We start from the raw sequence: 16,075 nt of genomic DNA on the forward strand, positions 1-16,075 counted from the left end.
CCTCTCCTTACGACGTGAGCGCTTCGAGCGCCTGCTCAAGTCGCAACCGCACCACGGCCGGTGTCGCGCCGAAGTCGTTGATGACGATCTTGGCAGCGGGCCATGGATGCGAGCCGAACACGCGCGCAAGCTGCGCCTGCCACGTCGCGCCCATGCCGTTGACGGAGGTGGTGATGGCCACGTCGATCTGGCCGGCGTTGCCGGGGGTCAGCAGCACTTCGAGGTCGCCCGAGCCGACCACGCCGGCATACGCACGCCGGCCGGCGGGTGCGCCGCCAGTGAACTGAAAATCAAGATGCTCCATGTTCGGTTTCCTGAAGGAGGGACGCAGATTCGGATTCGAGGTCGGATGCGTGTGCGCTGGCGGGCAGTCGGTCGAGGAATAGCGCGGCGGCCAGCAGGTCGGCTGCACCGCCGGGTGACACGTGTCGCGCCAGCATGTCTTGTTCGAGCAAGCGGAACGCGTGGCGGCCCTGCGGCATGGCGAGACCGCCTTCGGCGCGTACCGTTGCCGCGCCGGTTTGCACGACGCGCAACGCATCGGCGCCACCGCGCGCGAGCACGCAGGTGTCGTCCAGCGTGGCCATGATGGCGAGCAGCGCATCCACGCGCGCGTGGTCTTCGCGCAACCCCGCTGCCCGCGCTTGACGCAACGCCGGCAACGCCACCTTGATCACATGCGGAAAACCGGCACAGGCCTGGCCCTTGGCGCCACCGACGCCATAGTCATTGCATGCGCGCTCGCCCTTGTGGCCGGTCGACATGGGTGCAAAGCGATCGGGGATGTTGGCCAGGCGCGCTGCGCGGCTTGCAACAGCGGCAGCACCCAGTGCATGCGGTGCCTGCGCAGCCGCCGTCACCAGCAGGCCGAGTGCCCAGATGGCACCGCGGTGTGTGTTGATGCCACCGGTGGCGTCCAGCATGGCCGCTTCGCCTTCGCGGCCCAGGCGGCCGATGCGTTCACGCAGGGCCAGCGGCGAATCAATCTGTGCGCCAGCCAGCGCCATGGCTTCAAACGCGGGGCGCAGCGTCTGGGCCGAATGCACCATCAGCGTCCAGTCGAGATCGTGATGCGCGCCGTTGCCACGCACATCGACGAGGCCAGGTTTGGGCGAGAGCGTCACCTCGTCGATGAGCGCGGACTCCACGAGCGCGGCTAATCGCTTTGCGCGTGCTTTCGGGCTGGCGGGCAGGGGCCGATTCAGGATCTTTTCCATCACCAGCTCCGGAAGCGTGCAGGCGGGTCATACAAGCCGCCGGACCATTCCACCAAGTCCGCGATGCTCTTGGCGGCGAGCAGCTCGCGGCTGGCATCGCTGCGGCGCACGTCGAGGTCTTCGGGCAGGGCGATCAGGCCGTCGCGGCGCATCTGTTCCGTCTTGGACGGATCGTGGCGCAGGCCGATGGAGGTCACGCCCGCCACGGCGGCAATCATCGCGCGCCGCTCTTCCAGCGAGCGCGCCTTGTAGAGATACGCGATGCCGTCTTCGGTCAGCAGGTGGGTGACGTCGTCGCCGTAGATCATGATGGGCGCAAGCGGCATGCCGCTTTGCTTGGCGACGGCCACCGCATCCAGCGTGTCGACGAAGGTCGGCTTGCCGCCTTCCTGGAACGTCTCGACCATTTGCACGACGAGCTTCTTGCCGCGCTCCAGCATCGTCACCGGTTCAGTCATGTCGAGCCATGCGGGCGTGGCATGACGGCGGCCGCGCGGGTCGTGGCCCATGTTGGGCGCACCGCCAAAGCCGGCCAGGCGACCACGCGTGACGGTGGACGAATGCCCATCGCCATCGACTTGCAGCGTCGCGCCGATGAAGAGGTCCACCGCGTATTGCCCGGCCAATTGGCACAGCATGCGGTTCGAGCGCAGCGAGCCATCACGCCCGGTGAAGAACACATCGGGGCGCGCGGCCACGTAGCGTTCCATGCCGAGTTCGGTGCCGAAGCAATGCACGCTTTCCACCCAGCCCGATTCGATGGCGGGGATCAGCGTCGGGTGCGGGTTGAGTGTCCAGTTGCGGCAGATCTTGCCCTTGAGGCCGAGGCGTTCACCGTAGGTCGGCAGGATCAGCTCGATGGCCGCCGTGTTGAAGCCAATGCCGTGGTTGAGCGACTGCACGTTGTGCCGCTGGTAGATGCCGCGAATGGCCATCATCGCCATCAGCACGTGCACGGGCTTGATGAGGCGCGGGTCACGCGTAAACAGCGGCTCGATGTAGAACGGCTTGTCGGCCTGCACGATGAAGTCGACCCATGAGCCGGGAATGTCAACGCGCGGCAGATCGGCCGGGTCATCGACGATCTCGTTGACCTGCACGATGACGATGCCATCGGAGAACGCCGCGGGCTCGACCAGCGCGGGTGTGTCTTCGGTGCTGGGGCCGGTGTAGATGTTGCCTTGGCGGTCCGCCTTGAAGCCGGCCACCAGCGACACGTTGGGGATCAGGTCCACCACCAGCCGTGCATACAGCTCGATGTAGGTGTGGATGGCGCCGACTTCCAGCAGCCCGTCGGCCAGCAGCTGGCTGATGCGCAGGCTCTGCGGCCCGGCAAACGAGAAGTCGAGCTTGTGCGCAATGCCGGCTTCGAAGATGTCGAGGTGCTCGGCGCGGCTCACGCTCGGCATGATCATGTGCAGATCGTGCAGGTGCTCGGGGTTCACCTTGGCCAGCGAGCGCGACAGGAAGTCGGCCTGCTTCTGGTTGTTGCCCTCCAGCACCACGCGGTCGCCCGGGGCGAGCAGCGCTTCGAGCGCGGCGACGATATCGCCGGTGGGGATGACCTTGCCGTTGGCGATCCGGCGGGCGGCGGCCAGGCGGCGTTCCTTCTCGTCGCGCCGCTTGCGCCACTGGGGCGGGATGGCGGCGTTGGCCGGATTGTTGGACATCGCTTGCATGAGTGGGCAGCTCCAACCGTGAACTCGATGGGCTGTACCGTATGCCGGAAGGCCATGCACTTCAATCAACCTTGTCGCGGTTTCATTAACTTGAAGTTAATGAAACAATGGGCAAATCACGGCAAAGTGCGGCGCAGCAAGCCCACGCCCGGCGGAGACAGGACCATGGCAATTGATGAAGACATCACGTTGAAGAAGCTGGAGGTGTTCCAGTCCTTCATGACGCTGGGCAATATGGCGCGCGTGTCGGAGGCGCTTGGGCAGAGCACGGTGAGCGTGCACCGCGCGCTGCATTCGTTGGAGGAAGGGCTACGCTGTCCGCTGTTCAAGCGCGACGGGCGCAAGCTCATTCCGCTGTCCACCGCCTATGTGTTTGCCGAGCATGTGGAGCGCATCCTGGCCGAATGCGAAGCCGGTGTGCGCCGCACGCGCGAGGCAGCGGGGTTCTCGTCGACGACGCTGAAGATCGGCGGGCTCTATTCGATGACGGTCGGCACGCTGCCGCGCATCTTCGCAGGGCTGAAGACGCGGCGCTCTGCGCTCGACATCGAACTTACGCTGGGCTCGAACCGCAGCCTGCTGGCCAAGCTGGAAGACGGCCAGCTCGACGCCATCGTCATCGCGCTGGGCGAGCCGCTGCGCAATCCCGATTTGCTGACCGTGCCGATGTTCGATGATGAGATTTTGTTTGCCGCGCCGCTCGGTTCGCCGTATGCGCCATCGGCGGAGATCGATCTGCAGGCCGTGCGCGGCGAGAAGTTCGTCGCACTCGGGGACGACTTCGCCACGTATCACGACTTCATGGCTGCGTTCGACAAGGCGGGCTACGCGCCGCAGATCGCGCTGCGCGTGGGCGACATCTTCTCGCTCATGAACCTGGTGAGCGGCGGCATCGGCTATGCACTGCTGCCGCGCCGCGTGGCGGATTTCAGCCCCAAGGTGCAGCTGATTCCGCTGGCGGCGCGCTACGCGATCAGTCAGCACATCGTGCTGGTGATGCAGCGCAATCGGGAGCGGGATCCGAATTTGTTGGCGTTGTCGGCGGAGTGTCGGTTGTTGGGCGCCAGATGATCATGTGTGCCGCACCACGTGGAAGCCTTCTTCCGCCGTGGGCGGGACAAAGTAGCGTGTGATCTCTTCGAACTCCGCATCGGTCGGCGCGAACGGATGGGCGCCGGCTGCATTGCGATCGTGCAGACGCTGCTTGCAGACCACATCGGGAACGTCCAGGTAATGCAGTTGGTGCGCGACACCGGCGCGCTCGAAGACTTCGCGCATCCACGCGCGGCTGATGGGCGTGTTGGCCGGGAAATCCAGCACAACGGAGAGCCCCGTGCCTAACAGCGCGCAGAGGTGGTCAGTCAATGCACCACGCAAGCGGCGCGCACTGCGGGCGTAGTCGGCCACGCTCTTGATCTCGTCCGGGTACAGATGCGCGAGCCAGGTGTCTTCACTCAGCAGCACGGTGGCGGGCGCGTCGGCTAGCCGCTGCGTCAACGTCGATTTTCCTGCGCCAATCTTGCCGCACACCAGATGCAGCGTGACCTGGGTGCATGCGGCGGCGGGCGTGTGCGATTGCTGCGTCATGACAAGCTCCTGACAGGGGAGGGTTCAGGAGGCGGGCACAAAAAAACCCGCCTCGGGGGCGGGTTTGTTCGCTACTAGCTGACGCGCGCTAACCCACCATTCCAGGAATGGTGCGAATAATCGACGCGAGGCAGGCGGTATGGCGAGGCATGGTGGGGAGCTTGGTGGATTGGGTTGGTGTTGTCAACGGTGGATTGCGGTTGGTGTTCCTTGATGCCATTGGCGCGTACATCCTGCTTGCACTGGAAGCGGTGGAGCGTCGATAGCCGCAACCGCAAATAAAAACGCCCTGAGCGGGTCAGGGCGTCTCAGTCCCTCATGCCTCAGCATCAGCAGCGCGTTTTGCAGACTGCGGCCACACCCGCTGTTCAAACGCATGCGGCAGGACCGGCGTCGAATAGAAAAAGCCCTGCGCAAAATCGCAATCGACCGCCTTGAGAAAATCCCGTTGCTCTGCGGTCTCCACACCCTCGGCAATGACTTTGAGCCCCAGTTTGTGCGCGAGGACGACCATTGCCTCGCACAGCGCCTGGTTGTCTTCATCAAAGCTCAGGTTGTGGACGAATGAACGATCGATCTTCAGGTAGTCAATGTCGAAGCGCTTGAGATAGGCGAGCGATGAGTAACCGGTCCCGAAGTCGTCGATCGAGATCCCAATGCCAGCGCTGCGCAAGGTCAGCAGCGCCTCGTCCGTCCGCGATTCGGCCTGCAATAGCAGCCCTTCCGTGATTTCCACCATCACGCTCTGCACCGGCAAGCCTTCGCGCGCGAGGAAGTCGGACCATCGCGCGCACAGTTGGCCATCCTGGCGCATCTGGACCGGAGACATGTTGACGCTGATCTGGAAAGAAGGATGGAATTGATCGCGCCATTGACGCGCCTGTTGCACAGCTTGCTTGAACACCCAATCGCCGATGGGGATGATGAGGCCCGTGTCTTCCGCCACGGAAATGAAATCGTGCGGGCTGATCGTGCCGCGCTCGGGGTGCAGCCAACGGATCAGCGCCTCGGCTTTGCAAACCTCGCCCGTTGCGAGGTCGACAATGGGCTGATAGCAGACTTGAAACTGCTGGCTTGGCAGCGCGGCGCGCAAATCGTTGGTGAGCCGCAGGCGCCTTTCGGCCTCCACCTGCATATCGGGCTTGAAATAGCTGAAGCGATTGCGCCCGGCGTTCTTGGCCGCATACATGGCTTGATCGGCGTTCTTGAACAGCGCATCGAGATCGCGGGCGTCGTCGGGGTAAAACGTGACGCCGAGGCTGGCAGAAATGAACGCTTCGTCCGTGCCCAGCTTGAATGGCTCGGCCAGCTTGCCGATGATGGTCTTTGCGATCCGCTCAGCGCTCTCTGCGTCATCCAGATTGGGCAGAATGACGGTGAACTCATCGCCGCCAAGACGGGCGACCGTATCCGATTGGCGCACGCATGAAGCGATGCGTTTGCCGGCTTCGATCAGCAAAACATCGCCCATGTCGTGCCCGAGCGAGTCGTTGACCTCCTTGAAGCGGTCGAGATCGATCAGCATCAACGCCATGCGCTGCCCGAAGCGGCTTGGCTGTCCGGCTTCCTGAGCGAGGCGCTCATGGAACATCTGGCGATTCGGCAGGCCCGTCAGTGCATCGAAATTGGCCTGTTTCCAGATGGTTGCCTCAAACGCCATCCGGTCGGAGAGATCACGACCGACAGCCAACACGGAATGCACATGGCCAGCGTGGTCGGCCTCCGGCGTGAGGCGGACGTGCGTGCATTGTTCCTGCCCATCCTTGCCGGCCCATCTCAGTTCGAACTGCGCGCTGGTTCCGCTTGCAATGACGTCGCTGATGATCTTTTCGTAGACGCGCGCGTTGGCGCCACCAGGCAGCTCCGAGGGCCGCTTGCCGAGCGCTTCCGTGAGACTGCACCCCGCCGACGCACAGAACGCGGGATTGGCGTAGATGCGGCGAGACTCGCGGTCATAGCGGGCAATCGTATCGGGCGAGTTCTCGATCAGCGTGCGCGACTCCCGCTCCCGCGTGACAAGCTCTGCCGTCCGTTCGATGACGGTTTGCTCGAGCGAGGCATTGATCTCGTTGATCTTTTGGATCTTCTGCTTGATCGCTTCGCGCATTCTCTCGAAGCGCTGCGCGAGCCTGCTCAGTTCGTCCTTGGCGCGGGCCCCTGCGTCGGCTTGCTTCCCGTCGTCCACCTGGGCACCGGCATCGTCGCCGGTATCGTGCACCTTGCGCACCAGCTCCCTGAGCGGCGCAGAAATGCTGTGCGATATGAAGTAAGCAAGGAAGATCGACAGCAACACCCCCGAGATGCCGACCAGCGCGATCTGGTTTCGCACGGCTTGTGCCTCGGCCGTCAGTTTTTTCTCCGCGATGGTGCTCACCACGAACCAGGTCGTGCCGGGGATTTTCGCGTACGCAGCCAGGTAACGTCCGCCGCGCTTTCCCTCGACCGCGACGAAGCTTTGCGCTTCGCCCGAAGTTGCGTTGCGCGCGATGTTTTCGAGCAGGCCGGGTTCGGGTGCCGCGCCGGTGTCATTCGATGCGTCGGCGGCCCGGATGATCACCTCGTTGCTCGCATCGAGGATGTAGATTTGCGTACCACTGCCGGTAGCAACGTCGTTGAAGATGGTCGAGAAGTAGGCCGGGCGGAGGATCAGAACCAGATTGCCGAGCTGCTGGTTGCTGTTCTTGTCGATGATGGCGCGCACTACCCCGAGGTTTTGCTGTCCGACACCGTTGTCGTAGCTGCCCCAGTACGTGTGCCCACGCTCGTCCTGAGCGCGCCCAACGAGGCGCGTCACACCCTGGGTCAATTGCGTGGCGGCCTGTGTGTCCAGAATTCGGTTGTTCTTGTCGAGCAGATACTTCTGGTTGATGAAATCAACCGATCCGTAATGCTCGAGGAGCAGCCGCGCCATGTCCTGGCGTGCCTCGCTCTGCTCCTTGCCGTTGCCGCTTGCCGCCCTGGAAAGCGCGCCCTGAACCCGATTGGAGAGCACCAGCAAGTTGCTTTCCGTCTCGATCTGCTGCATGCGCAACTCGATGTTTCTCGATACCTGCTTGACCACCTCCTTCGAGAATATCTCTGCGTTGTCCTTGATTGCCGCGATCGAGTTCACATACGAAATGCACGCCGAAATGAAGATCGGCAGCAGAGACAGCAGGATGAACGCGGCAACCAACCGGTGGCGAATCTCAACGCGGCGAAGCAGGTCCTGTGAGAGATAGTCGAAAGCGCGTCGCAGCAACCTTGGGATCGAGTTCATTTGTAGTGCATCTTCGCTTCATTCTTGACCGATTCGTCGAGGCGCTTTGCTGCTTGCCTGGGCGACATCTTTTTGAGCAACACGTCCTGCATCAATCCATGCAGTGACTCGAGCGTGTTTGAAGGTAGCGTCGAATAGTACGGGCTGGCAGTGACCAGATAGCGGCTGACCGTGTTCGTGTAGTCGACGATTTCCGGGTCGCTGACGGCCGTTTCTGCGCCTTGCTGGAACGGAGAGATGTTGTGGCGCTTTCTCTGCAGAATCGGGAAGCCTTTGCCGGCGATGAATTCCAGAAAGCGCATCGCAGCCGCTTTGTTGGGCGTCTCGCACACGGCAAAGCCTGTCTCGCTGCCGAGCACGGGCACCACCTGCTCGCCGCGCTTATTCCATGGCGGAATGAACACGCCGACCGCGAAGCGATTGCCGTGCAGCAGCAGGCCCGCTGCCCAACTGCCCTGGAAAGCCATCGCCACCTTGCCTTCCTTGAAAAGACGCATGCCGTCGTCGTAGCCGGTTGCCATGAACGATGCCTGGACGTAACCGCGTTCGGGCAGCAGCGCCATCCTGGCGAAGATATCGGCGACCTCGGGCGTGCCGAGATCCAGCGTGCCCTCGGCCATCTTGCTTTTCCAGTTCGGCTCGTGCGCGACCACGTTGTTGGCGAAGCCCGAGGCAAACGGTCCGTTTCCGAGCATGTTCGGGAATGCGCCGTTCAACATCATGGGCGTGAATCCTGCCCGTTTGAGCTGCGCACAAACACGCAGGAACTCGTCGAAATTCGCCGGCAGCTTGTCGACGCCCGCTTTTGTGAACATCTCACGGTTGTAGTAGATCATCGTCGTCGCGACACCGCCCGAGATGCCGAATCCTTTGCCGCGGCGGCTGGTCCAGTCCCGCTTGAGCGGGGCGAGCATGTGCGTCCACGCCGATGTCTGGCTGACATCGGCAAGGACGCTCTGATCGGCCAGTTCGGCTGAATAGGCATTGGGGTTGACGCTCAACAGATCGGGCAGCGTGCCGGCGGCGACGCGTGGTTTGATGTTCTCTTCGACCGAATTGCCGATCATGAACTGAACGTCCACCTGCACATCGGGATTGAACTTGCTGAACTCGGCCGCCATCTGAAGCATCTGCTCGGGCCAGTCCGGCGCCCAGATCAATGCCGTAATGCTGGTCCGGTGTGGCGGGGGCGAACTGGTGATGGGGGCGTCTTGCTGGTGGCAACCGCACAGAACCAGCAAACCGATCAGGCCGGATAGCAGCCGGGCAAAGTGGCTTTGTCGCACATCAGGCTCGCTTTGGAGTTCGGTACGGGCTGGTCTGGCTCGCGCAGCAGGAGAGACTTCTCGTGGGCGCCTGTCGATCGGAGTGCTCGATATTGCTGACCATCGATTGCCTGCAGATGACGGCGTGCGCCAGCAGCGCCGACCAGATCGGAAAGCCCATACGGCAGCCAGAATGCGGATAGTTGGGCATGACGACGAATAAGCTGATTGACCGCAACAGACGCAATCAGCTCATCGGCAGCCAACATGAATCCTTTAATGGTCGCGAGGCGCGGGTGTTTGTTGCTCATGCGGCCCAAGCGCCCAAATGAACCCGGCACCTCGGCAAACGGCAATCCGCAATCGTTTGGCCCATGACGAAGGCGTTGCCGGTCGCCATCAGCATGACCTCGGCGATCTCGCTCGCGGGGCGAGATGGGCTTGCCTCCAATCACCCGCAGCTAGCGGGCAGACCTATCGGCACCTATGGACGCAAGCCAAACAACCCCTGCCAGAACGACTCAAACGTACTGGGGTGCCGCGCGTGTGTCGTCGGCTCATCGGCCTTTGACTCTGGTGCTTCGTCAGGTGTCGGGGTAGCCTGCGTGTCCGGCGCGTCTGCGGCAGCCACACTCGCCCGCCGCGCTTCCTGCAGGGCCCATACGCTGTCTGCAATGCGCGCTGCGAGTTCTGCCTCGCAATCCCGGCCAAGCAGCACGCCGAACAGGGTGTCGCGGTTGTGGCCGTCATCTGCAAAGCGCATCGCAATGGCGACCATCTTTTCGTAGTGCTCCTGGGCAATGCGTTCACGCTCGCGTTGAGCGGCGCGCTCCTTCGCTTCTTGCGCTTCGCGCTCGGTCTGCCAGCGCTGCGTTTCCTGTGCGAACACTTCGTCGTAGACCCGGCGTTGTTCCGCGTCGGAGAGGATGGCGTAGGCCTCGCGGATTTCCTGGAACGCTGCATAGGCCTCTGCCTCGCGGCCAAGGTTGCGGTCGGGGTGCCACTTCATCGTGGCGCGGCGGTAAGCGCGCTTGATCTCGTCCAGGGTCGCGTCCGGCTGCACGCCGAGGGTCGCGTAGATGGTCGTCATGGCGGAAGGGGCGGCTGCCGGGGGAGCGATGATCCTAGCATGCGGTTGTTAACCTCTTATGGCCGATTCCCGGTCGCGCGCACTCCTCTCTTCGAATGAGTCGCGTTGACCCCTGGCGCTCGCGCGGTGCATGCTGCTATCGAGTCGTCACCCATAGGGTGAGTGCCGTGGCAACGAAATCATCCGGCCTGTCAAAAGCGGTCGCCCATTGCCGGCACGCTTTACGGCTTGCGCGCTTTCCAGCGGGGTGGGGCCGTCAACATTCAGAGGGCAGCGACCAGACCCTGCTGTACTTCGGCTGCCTGACCCTGTTCATCGCGCTGGCATCGCCGGCGGGTTATCTGGTGGACATCCAGACGTCGTACCTGCTCAAGAACCAGTTGCATGCCACAGCGACGCAGATCGCGATGTTCCGGCTGGTAACGGGTATCCCGGTGTATCTGGCGTTCGCGTTCGGCCTCGCGCGCGACCAGTGGAACCCGCTGGGTTTGCGCGATCGCGGCTTCTTCCTGATATTCGCGCCGATCACCGCACTGGCACTTGTCGGGATGGCGTTGTCGGGGCTCTCATACCCGGCGCTGCTCGTGGGGATGTTGCTCGCGATGTTGTCGTCTCGGTTTGTCGCCGCGGCGTACCAGGGGTTGATTGCACTGGTGGGCCAGGAGAAGCGCATGTCCGGGCGCCTGAGCGTGCTGTTGAATATTGTCGGCACGCTGCCTGTCGTTGCGAGTGCGTTTGCCTCCGGATACGTCTCTGATCATCTTGCTCCGAAGCAGGCCTTTCTCTTGGCGGCGGCACTCACGTTGCTTGTGGCCATGCTGGGGCTATGGAAGCCCGTTTCCGTCTTCGGTCATGCTTATGAGAAGCCGCAAGCCAGGGGTGTGGATTTCGTGGGGAATGTCAGGCGACTGGTGAGGCATCGGGCTGTGTATCCGGCGGTGCTCATCTGCTTTCTGTGGAACTTCGCGCCAGGCGCGGCCACGCCGCTGCAGTTCTATCTGACCAACGAACTGCATGCATCGGATTCCGTCTATTCGTACTACAACGGAATCTTTGCTGCCGCGTTCATCCCGACCTTTCTGTTGTATGCCGTGCTGTGCAAGACCGTTCCGCTGAACAGGCTGCTGTGGTGGGGAACGATCGTCGCCGTGCCGCAAATGGTGCCGCTGGCATTCATTCACTCGGCCGACCTCGCGCTCGTGCTGGCGGCACCGATCGGGCTGATGGGCGGCGTCGCCACGGCAGCGTACTTCGACCTTGCCATGCGGTCCTGTCCGCCAGGGCTGCAAGGCACGTTGATGATGTTGGTGGATGGTGTGCTTGCGCTCTCTGCACGTGCCGGCGATCTGCTGGGCTCACGAATCTACAGCAGCAGCCCAACGCACGGATTCGCGTACTGCGTGATCGCGACAACCGTGGTGTACGCGCTGATTCTGCCCCTGATCGCGCTGGTGCCGAAGGGGTTGATTGCCACGAGGGATGGTGAGCCCAATCCGGAAGTCGAGGCTGAGGTGGTGAGCGAGGTTCGGGAAACGGAGCCGACTTAGACGCCGAACCGAATGTGCCAACAGCTGTTGCCTGCATGCAATTGACAAGGCTTGCGCGCCTCTCTAAGCTCCGCCCTCAATTTCCGTTCCACCTCTATTTCGATTGGTGAATAAAGTGCCCGTAGCTCTCCGTCACATCGCCTGACGCCGACGACTACCAGTTTCCTGGTATCGCGGTTGCCTGCCCGTCCGTACTGAACGCAGTGCCGTTCTGGATCGGAACACTTCGGCAGGCGCGGTTCCGGGAGCGCGCGCTACACCCAATCTTTCGCCTCTCCCTTTCCGTTTTTCCGCGTCGTCGGCTTTTCCCACATTGGCTTGGAGAAAACCATGACGCTGGATCATCGCGCGCTTGCGCAATCACTCGACCTGTTTCGCTATCCGCGCACGCCGCATCTGGAAGGTTCGCGTTTGCAGGACGGTGATGCTGGTTACGAACACATACCCTATCGCCCGCTGCACGGGCAGTACCTCGTGGTCGAAGAGAAGATCGACGGGGCCAACACGGGCATCAGTTTCAGTGCCGCTGGCGAATTGCTGCTGCAGTCCAGAGGCCACTACCTGGTAGGTGGTGGGCGGGAGCGCCAGTTCAGCTTCGTCAAGGCGTGGGCTGCGGCGCATGAAGCCTGGTTGCTGGAGCGCCTGGAAGACCGCTACGTGATGTACGGCGAGACCGTCTCCAAGAAGCACGCGGTTTTCTACGACGCGTTGCCTCACCACTTCTTCGAGTTCGACGTGCTTGACCGCCATACGGGGGCGTTCCTGTCCACCGCTGCGCGTCGCGTGCTGCTGGCAGATGGACCGGTGCTTTCCGTTCCAGTGTTGTACGAAGGAACGGCTCCGGCCACGCTCACTGCGCTCAAAGCGCTGTTGCGGCCGTCATTGGCCAAGACGGCGCATTGGCGAGGCGCCTTCGAGCAGACCGTGCAACGAGCCGGGCTCGATCTGACGCTCGCATGGCGGCAGTGCGACAAGTCGGATCTGTCGGAGGGCCTGTACATCAAGGTGGAGATCGACGGTGAGACGGTCGGTCGATACAAGTGGGTTCGGCAGGATTTTGTGCAAGCCATTTTGGAGTCGGAGAAGCACCATTCCGAGCAGCCGTTCATCCCGAACTTGTTGTTGCCTGGTGTCGATCTGTATACGCCACGTCCCACGGTAACGTGGGACACATTGCGCGCAATCGCAGCGCCCACGGGCGCGTGGGCGGATGCCGTGCAAGAGAGGAGATCATGATGCGCTACGAACACTTGCGGGCCCTGGTGCCCGCACCGGGCATGTCGCCCGATTTCCAGGCGTGTCTTGCGGCGTTTCCCGTGCTTGAACTTGCCAAGACGACGCCGCAGGACCCGAGGTATCACGCCGAAGGTGATGTCTGGACCCATACGCAGATGGTGGTTGAAGCGCTGCTGGCGCTACCGGGCTATCAGAGTGCCACGCGTGCCGAGCAGGAGACGGTATTCCTGGCGGCGTTGTTGCATGACATGGCCAAGTACAGCACCACCGTCATCGATCCGGTGACGGGGGCTATCGGTCAGCCCGGGCATTCGCGCAAGGGCGCGATTGATGCGCGTATCGCCCTGTGGGATGCCGGTGTGCCATTTGATGTGCGGGAAGCCATCAGCCGGCTGATCAGTGTGCACCAGCTGCCGTTCTTTGCACTGGAGGGGGCGCGTCGAGGCTCGCCGGAGTTTCTTGTGCGCGAGCTTTCCTGGCAGCTCAGCATCCCGTTGCTCGCCATGCTGGCAGAGGCTGACATGCGTGGCCGCATCTGCGGCGACAGCGCGAGCGTGCTCGACAACATCGAGCTTTTTCGGGAGATCGCTCGGGACGATGGATGCTACGGTCAACCGAGGGCCTTTGCTGATGCTCATACCGCGGTCAGCTACTTCCGAGGTGCGGAAATTCATCCGGACTTCGCGCTCTTTCAGGAGGAAGGCTCCAAGGTCATCGTGATGTCGGGCTTGCCGGCGTCTGGCAAGAACACATGGGTAGCCGCCAATCACCCGGACCTCCCAGTTGTCTCTTTTGACGATGCGCGGGAAGAGTTGAGACTGCGCCATGGCAAGAATGAAGGCATGGTGGCGCATCGGGCTGTGGATCGAGCGAAGGAGCTGCTGCGTGCCAAGAAGCCGTTCGTGTGGAATGCAACGAACCTTAGCGAGCTGATGCGCAAGAAGACGCTTGATCTGCTGTTCGCATACGGCGCAGAAGTTGAGTTGGTGTACCTGGAAAAACCACGTACCGAGCTGTTGCGTCGGAATTCGAAGCGGGATACCTCGCTGACTAACAAGACGCTGGAAGGCATGCTTCATCGGTGGGATTTGCCTCTTCCTACTGAAGTGCACCGTATCCAATACCTGGTGTAGAGGATGCTCCTGAGGAGAGGCGTCTTCTCTTTTGGGGCTCAGGAACGTAACCGTGATGGAGTCGCCCTTGGCGCTGAGAGCTACGTTCCCGATTGATCGGGTGAACCTACGATGTACCCGGCGCTGTATCGAAAAGGTTGTCGAGGGGGATATCTTTCTCAAGAGAGACCAAATACGCGGCCTATACAGCTAAACACCGCTACAGTGAAGCCGCAGAAAACAAGGCTCGCGACGAAAAAGAAGAAGAGCCTGGCCCGCGCAGCAACGCCTTCTTCACTCAAATAGCGAGCACTAAGCACGTAGTAGCCAAAATAGGACTTCGCTTCTTCCTGATTGGCATCGCTCCTCTTGGATGCAATCACCTCCAGGAAGTTGAACAGCACGCTGACCCAGCAAACCAGAAACGATATGGCGCCGGAGATCAGGACTCCCAGTGCCAGGCTTCTGGGTACCCGGCCCATTTGAGGGAATGTGCTGCTTACCGATGGCGGGGCGCCCGACATCCCCGCCACGAACCCCACAACAAAGAGCAGCGATGCCATCAGAAGCATGGCGCAGACGTACCTGCGTAGATTGAAGCGTTGCCGCACCGCTGTCACGTTTTTCCTCCAGGCCTCACTGGCCAGATGGCAGCAAGTTCACGGTTAGCAGTCGAGTGGCTACTCCAGAGAGAACCGTACGCCACGACGATGGTCACGGCGCGGCCATTGCAAAAGCCCGCTGACTCAGCGCTTGGGGCGGTTTGCAAACCAGTCGTTCTCCACAGGCCCGGAGACTGTGAAAACTGGACGCACTCGGCAAGGCTTCACTGCAGCCCAGCTACCAACCGCAAGGTGCAACAACTGCGTTCTCACTTCGGCCGAGCCAATGCCCTGCGTAGAGAATTCGGCACGAGGGTTAAGCCAATTGATATTGAGGTCGTCCTCGCAGACATACGGGCCAATCACGTGGCTGTAAAAGGTCAGGTGGTCAAAGAAAACAAGGGACATCGCTGTCGGCAATCGTTGACTGCCCGTATCAACCGGCACACCCGACGTAACGAGTACCTCGCGAACGTAAGCGCCAAGATGTCCGTAGTGCCCGTTTTGGCTGAGATACCCAGCGATGCGTACTCGAACCGGCTTGTTGCTTCGTTGGACGTTATCCAGCCCTACATCGCGCCATGTACGCCTACCGAATGGGGTAATCCACCATTCGCCCTCTCCAGCTTCAGCGTCGGTTGGCCAGAAAGCACTCTTTTCAAAGCCTTGTGACCAAACGCCTTCTAGCTCGACAGCGTCGTACCCGTATGCCGCCAAAAGCGCGTCGCGTTCGGACGGGTAATCACGCCAGTAGGTTTGACCGTGCGTATACGCGTCCTTCATTAGGTCCGAATCTGTATAAATCCCACCAGATGGATGGGTAAAGCCTTGAAAGAACCAGACCGAATACGCTTCGCGCAGTGACAGGCCTGAGGACAATCGTTCAGCCTTCGTCTGCGATTGTGCGAAAGCATCTGCGTATTGGAGGACGACATCGGGGACTTCCCCGGCCGTCGCCTTTCCAGCGAGCGCGCCTACGATCAAAATCGTCGAGATCAGCCGAAACATCGCGTTTCATCCTTCCAGTTCTTAGATGGCCATTGTGGGTGATCTGCTTTTCTGGCCTGCAGCGGACTTTCGCAGCGCTATTGGGGCGCGTCAACTGCCGAAGGCTAATCTAGTTGAACTGGCCGGCACGCGTGAGCGTGTTTGGGTTGATTTAACTGTTGGGCATGACCCCGCGTGGACGCAGCGCCGCCGCGACCGCCTCCCAGAAATCGCCTTCGTCAAGGCGAGCATCTTCTTTGGCTTCCGTCGCAAGCTGCTTCGCAAATAGATAGCCGTTGCGTCCGTGGTCAGCTTCAACCTGGTGCGCGACCCTGCTCACTTCAATCCAGTCAACCGTCATATCGGCTCGTCCGAAGTTCGCTTTGCCGACCCGGCGCGGGTTGCCGAAATAGGTCGGGTGGGGTGATGGGTGGTGTGAGTGATTGCTTTGCGGCTATGCAGTTGAATGTTTGCATCTGGCCGAGAGCGAACTG

15 protein-coding genes are annotated in these 16,075 nt (G+C 61.6%); 4 read left to right on the forward strand and 11 right to left on the reverse strand.

The genetic code is table 11. The annotated features are described in order from the left end of the window. Positions 1-7: 7 nt before the first annotated feature. From PI87_RS04755 to mdcA, 3 genes are read right to left on the reverse strand one after another with little or no spacing between them, the layout of a single operon-like run. The gene (locus PI87_RS04755; protein WP_039596549.1) at positions 8-304 is read right to left on the reverse strand and encodes a malonate decarboxylase subunit delta; all 297 of its coding nucleotides are present in this window, start codon (positions 302-304) and stop codon (positions 8-10) included. Beyond that, positions 291-1,217: a triphosphoribosyl-dephospho-CoA synthase gene (locus tag PI87_RS04760; protein WP_039596550.1), complete on the reverse strand. Its 927-nt coding sequence runs from the start codon at positions 1,215-1,217 to the stop codon at positions 291-293. The genes PI87_RS04755 and PI87_RS04760 overlap by 14 nt, the downstream gene beginning before the upstream one ends. Next, entirely contained in the window at positions 1,217-2,896 is a 1,680-nt protein-coding gene (gene mdcA, locus PI87_RS04765; RefSeq protein ID WP_039596551.1) for a malonate decarboxylase subunit alpha, read from the reverse strand. Before mdcA ends, PI87_RS04760 begins: the two co-directional genes overlap by 1 nt. A gap of 165 nt (positions 2,897-3,061) precedes the next feature. On the opposite strand from mdcA, the gene PI87_RS04770 reads away from it, so the two are divergent. After that, positions 3,062-3,967, forward strand: coding sequence for a LysR substrate-binding domain-containing protein (locus PI87_RS04770; protein WP_039596552.1), 906 nt, complete (start codon positions 3,062-3,064; stop codon positions 3,965-3,967). Here the strand turns inward: PI87_RS04770 and PI87_RS04775 are convergent, their stop codons facing one another. The 5 genes from PI87_RS04775 to PI87_RS04795 all read right to left on the reverse strand — a co-directional run bounded on the left by PI87_RS04775 (position 3,968) and on the right by PI87_RS04795 (position 10,097). Next, the gene (locus PI87_RS04775) at positions 3,968-4,483 is read right to left on the reverse strand and encodes an AAA family ATPase (protein WP_039596553.1); all 516 of its coding nucleotides are present in this window, start codon (positions 4,481-4,483) and stop codon (positions 3,968-3,970) included. A 316-nt stretch (positions 4,484-4,799) separates the two neighbouring features. Further along, positions 4,800-7,742 carry a bifunctional diguanylate cyclase/phosphodiesterase gene (locus PI87_RS04780; protein ID WP_039596554.1) on the reverse strand — a complete coding sequence of 981 codons (2,943 nt, stop codon included), beginning with the start codon at positions 7,740-7,742 and terminating at the stop codon, positions 4,800-4,802. Beyond that, entirely contained in the window at positions 7,739-9,028 is a 1,290-nt protein-coding gene (locus PI87_RS04785; RefSeq protein WP_052321397.1) for an ABC transporter substrate-binding protein, read from the reverse strand. Before PI87_RS04785 ends, PI87_RS04780 begins: the two co-directional genes overlap by 4 nt. After that, positions 8,989-9,318, reverse strand: a complete 330-nt coding sequence (locus PI87_RS28985) for a hypothetical protein (RefSeq protein WP_157003077.1) — start codon at positions 9,316-9,318, stop codon at positions 8,989-8,991. Before PI87_RS28985 ends, PI87_RS04785 begins: the two co-directional genes overlap by 40 nt. A gap of 173 nt (positions 9,319-9,491) precedes the next feature. Then, positions 9,492-10,097, reverse strand: a complete 606-nt coding sequence (locus PI87_RS04795; RefSeq protein WP_039596556.1) for a J domain-containing protein — start codon at positions 10,095-10,097, stop codon at positions 9,492-9,494. Positions 10,098-10,381: 284 nt separating this feature from the next. Between PI87_RS04795 and PI87_RS04800 the strand changes: the two genes are divergently transcribed. From PI87_RS04800 to PI87_RS04810, 3 genes are all read left to right on the forward strand, one after another. After that, positions 10,382-11,644 (forward strand): MFS transporter, encoded by a 1,263-nt coding sequence (locus PI87_RS04800; RefSeq protein WP_052321433.1) that lies wholly within the window; start codon positions 10,382-10,384, stop codon positions 11,642-11,644. A gap of 330 nt (positions 11,645-11,974) precedes the next feature. Then, on the forward strand, positions 11,975-12,880 hold the full coding sequence (locus PI87_RS04805; protein WP_052321398.1) for an RNA ligase family protein: 906 nt from the start codon (positions 11,975-11,977) through the stop codon (positions 12,878-12,880). Beyond that, the gene (locus PI87_RS04810) at positions 12,880-14,013 is read left to right on the forward strand and encodes an AAA family ATPase (RefSeq protein WP_039596557.1); all 1,134 of its coding nucleotides are present in this window, start codon (positions 12,880-12,882) and stop codon (positions 14,011-14,013) included. The genes PI87_RS04805 and PI87_RS04810 overlap by 1 nt, the downstream gene beginning before the upstream one ends. A gap of 158 nt (positions 14,014-14,171) precedes the next feature. Here the strand turns inward: PI87_RS04810 and PI87_RS04815 are convergent, their stop codons facing one another. From PI87_RS04815 to PI87_RS04825, 3 genes are all read right to left on the reverse strand, one after another. Beyond that, positions 14,172-14,564: a hypothetical protein gene (locus tag PI87_RS04815; protein ID WP_157003079.1), complete on the reverse strand. Its 393-nt coding sequence runs from the start codon at positions 14,562-14,564 to the stop codon at positions 14,172-14,174. 174 nt (positions 14,565-14,738) lie between these two features. Continuing rightward, positions 14,739-15,602 carry a hypothetical protein gene (locus tag PI87_RS04820; RefSeq protein ID WP_039596559.1) on the reverse strand — a complete coding sequence of 288 codons (864 nt, stop codon included), beginning with the start codon at positions 15,600-15,602 and terminating at the stop codon, positions 14,739-14,741. Between the two features lie 151 nt (positions 15,603-15,753). Further along, on the reverse strand, positions 15,754-15,942 hold the full coding sequence (locus PI87_RS04825) for a hypothetical protein (RefSeq protein WP_039596560.1): 189 nt from the start codon (positions 15,940-15,942) through the stop codon (positions 15,754-15,756). Between the last annotated feature and the right edge of the window lie 133 nt (positions 15,943-16,075).

The organism is Ralstonia sp. A12, assembly GCF_000801955.1.
In the GTDB taxonomy this organism is placed as follows: Bacteria; Pseudomonadota; Gammaproteobacteria; order Burkholderiales; family Burkholderiaceae; genus Ralstonia.

Excerpts from the sequence above, each read along its gene's own strand:
- PI87_RS04755 (WP_039596549.1), bottom strand. The coding sequence starts at position 304 with ATGGAGCATCTTGATTTTCAGTTCACTGGCGGCGCACCCGCCGGCCGG.
- PI87_RS04760 (WP_039596550.1), bottom strand. The coding sequence starts at position 1,217 with ATGGAAAAGATCCTGAATCGGCCCCTGCCCGCCAGCCCGAAAGCACGC.
- mdcA (WP_039596551.1), bottom strand. The coding sequence starts at position 2,896 with ATGCAAGCGATGTCCAACAATCCGGCCAACGCCGCCATCCCGCCCCAG.
- PI87_RS04770 (WP_039596552.1), top strand. The coding sequence starts at position 3,062 with ATGGCAATTGATGAAGACATCACGTTGAAGAAGCTGGAGGTGTTCCAG.
- PI87_RS04775 (WP_039596553.1), bottom strand. The coding sequence starts at position 4,483 with ATGACGCAGCAATCGCACACGCCCGCCGCCGCATGCACCCAGGTCACG.
- PI87_RS04780 (WP_039596554.1), bottom strand. The coding sequence starts at position 7,742 with ATGAACTCGATCCCAAGGTTGCTGCGACGCGCTTTCGACTATCTCTCA.
- PI87_RS28985 (WP_157003077.1), bottom strand. The coding sequence starts at position 9,318 with ATGAGCAACAAACACCCGCGCCTCGCGACCATTAAAGGATTCATGTTG.
- PI87_RS04795 (WP_039596556.1), bottom strand. The coding sequence starts at position 10,097 with ATGACGACCATCTACGCGACCCTCGGCGTGCAGCCGGACGCGACCCTG.
- PI87_RS04805 (WP_052321398.1), top strand. The coding sequence starts at position 11,975 with ATGACGCTGGATCATCGCGCGCTTGCGCAATCACTCGACCTGTTTCGC.
- PI87_RS04810 (WP_039596557.1), top strand. The coding sequence starts at position 12,880 with ATGCGCTACGAACACTTGCGGGCCCTGGTGCCCGCACCGGGCATGTCG.
- PI87_RS04815 (WP_157003079.1), bottom strand. The coding sequence starts at position 14,564 with ATGCTTCTGATGGCATCGCTGCTCTTTGTTGTGGGGTTCGTGGCGGGG.
- PI87_RS04820 (WP_039596559.1), bottom strand. The coding sequence starts at position 15,602 with ATGTTTCGGCTGATCTCGACGATTTTGATCGTAGGCGCGCTCGCTGGA.
- PI87_RS04825 (WP_039596560.1), bottom strand. The coding sequence starts at position 15,942 with ATGACGGTTGACTGGATTGAAGTGAGCAGGGTCGCGCACCAGGTTGAA.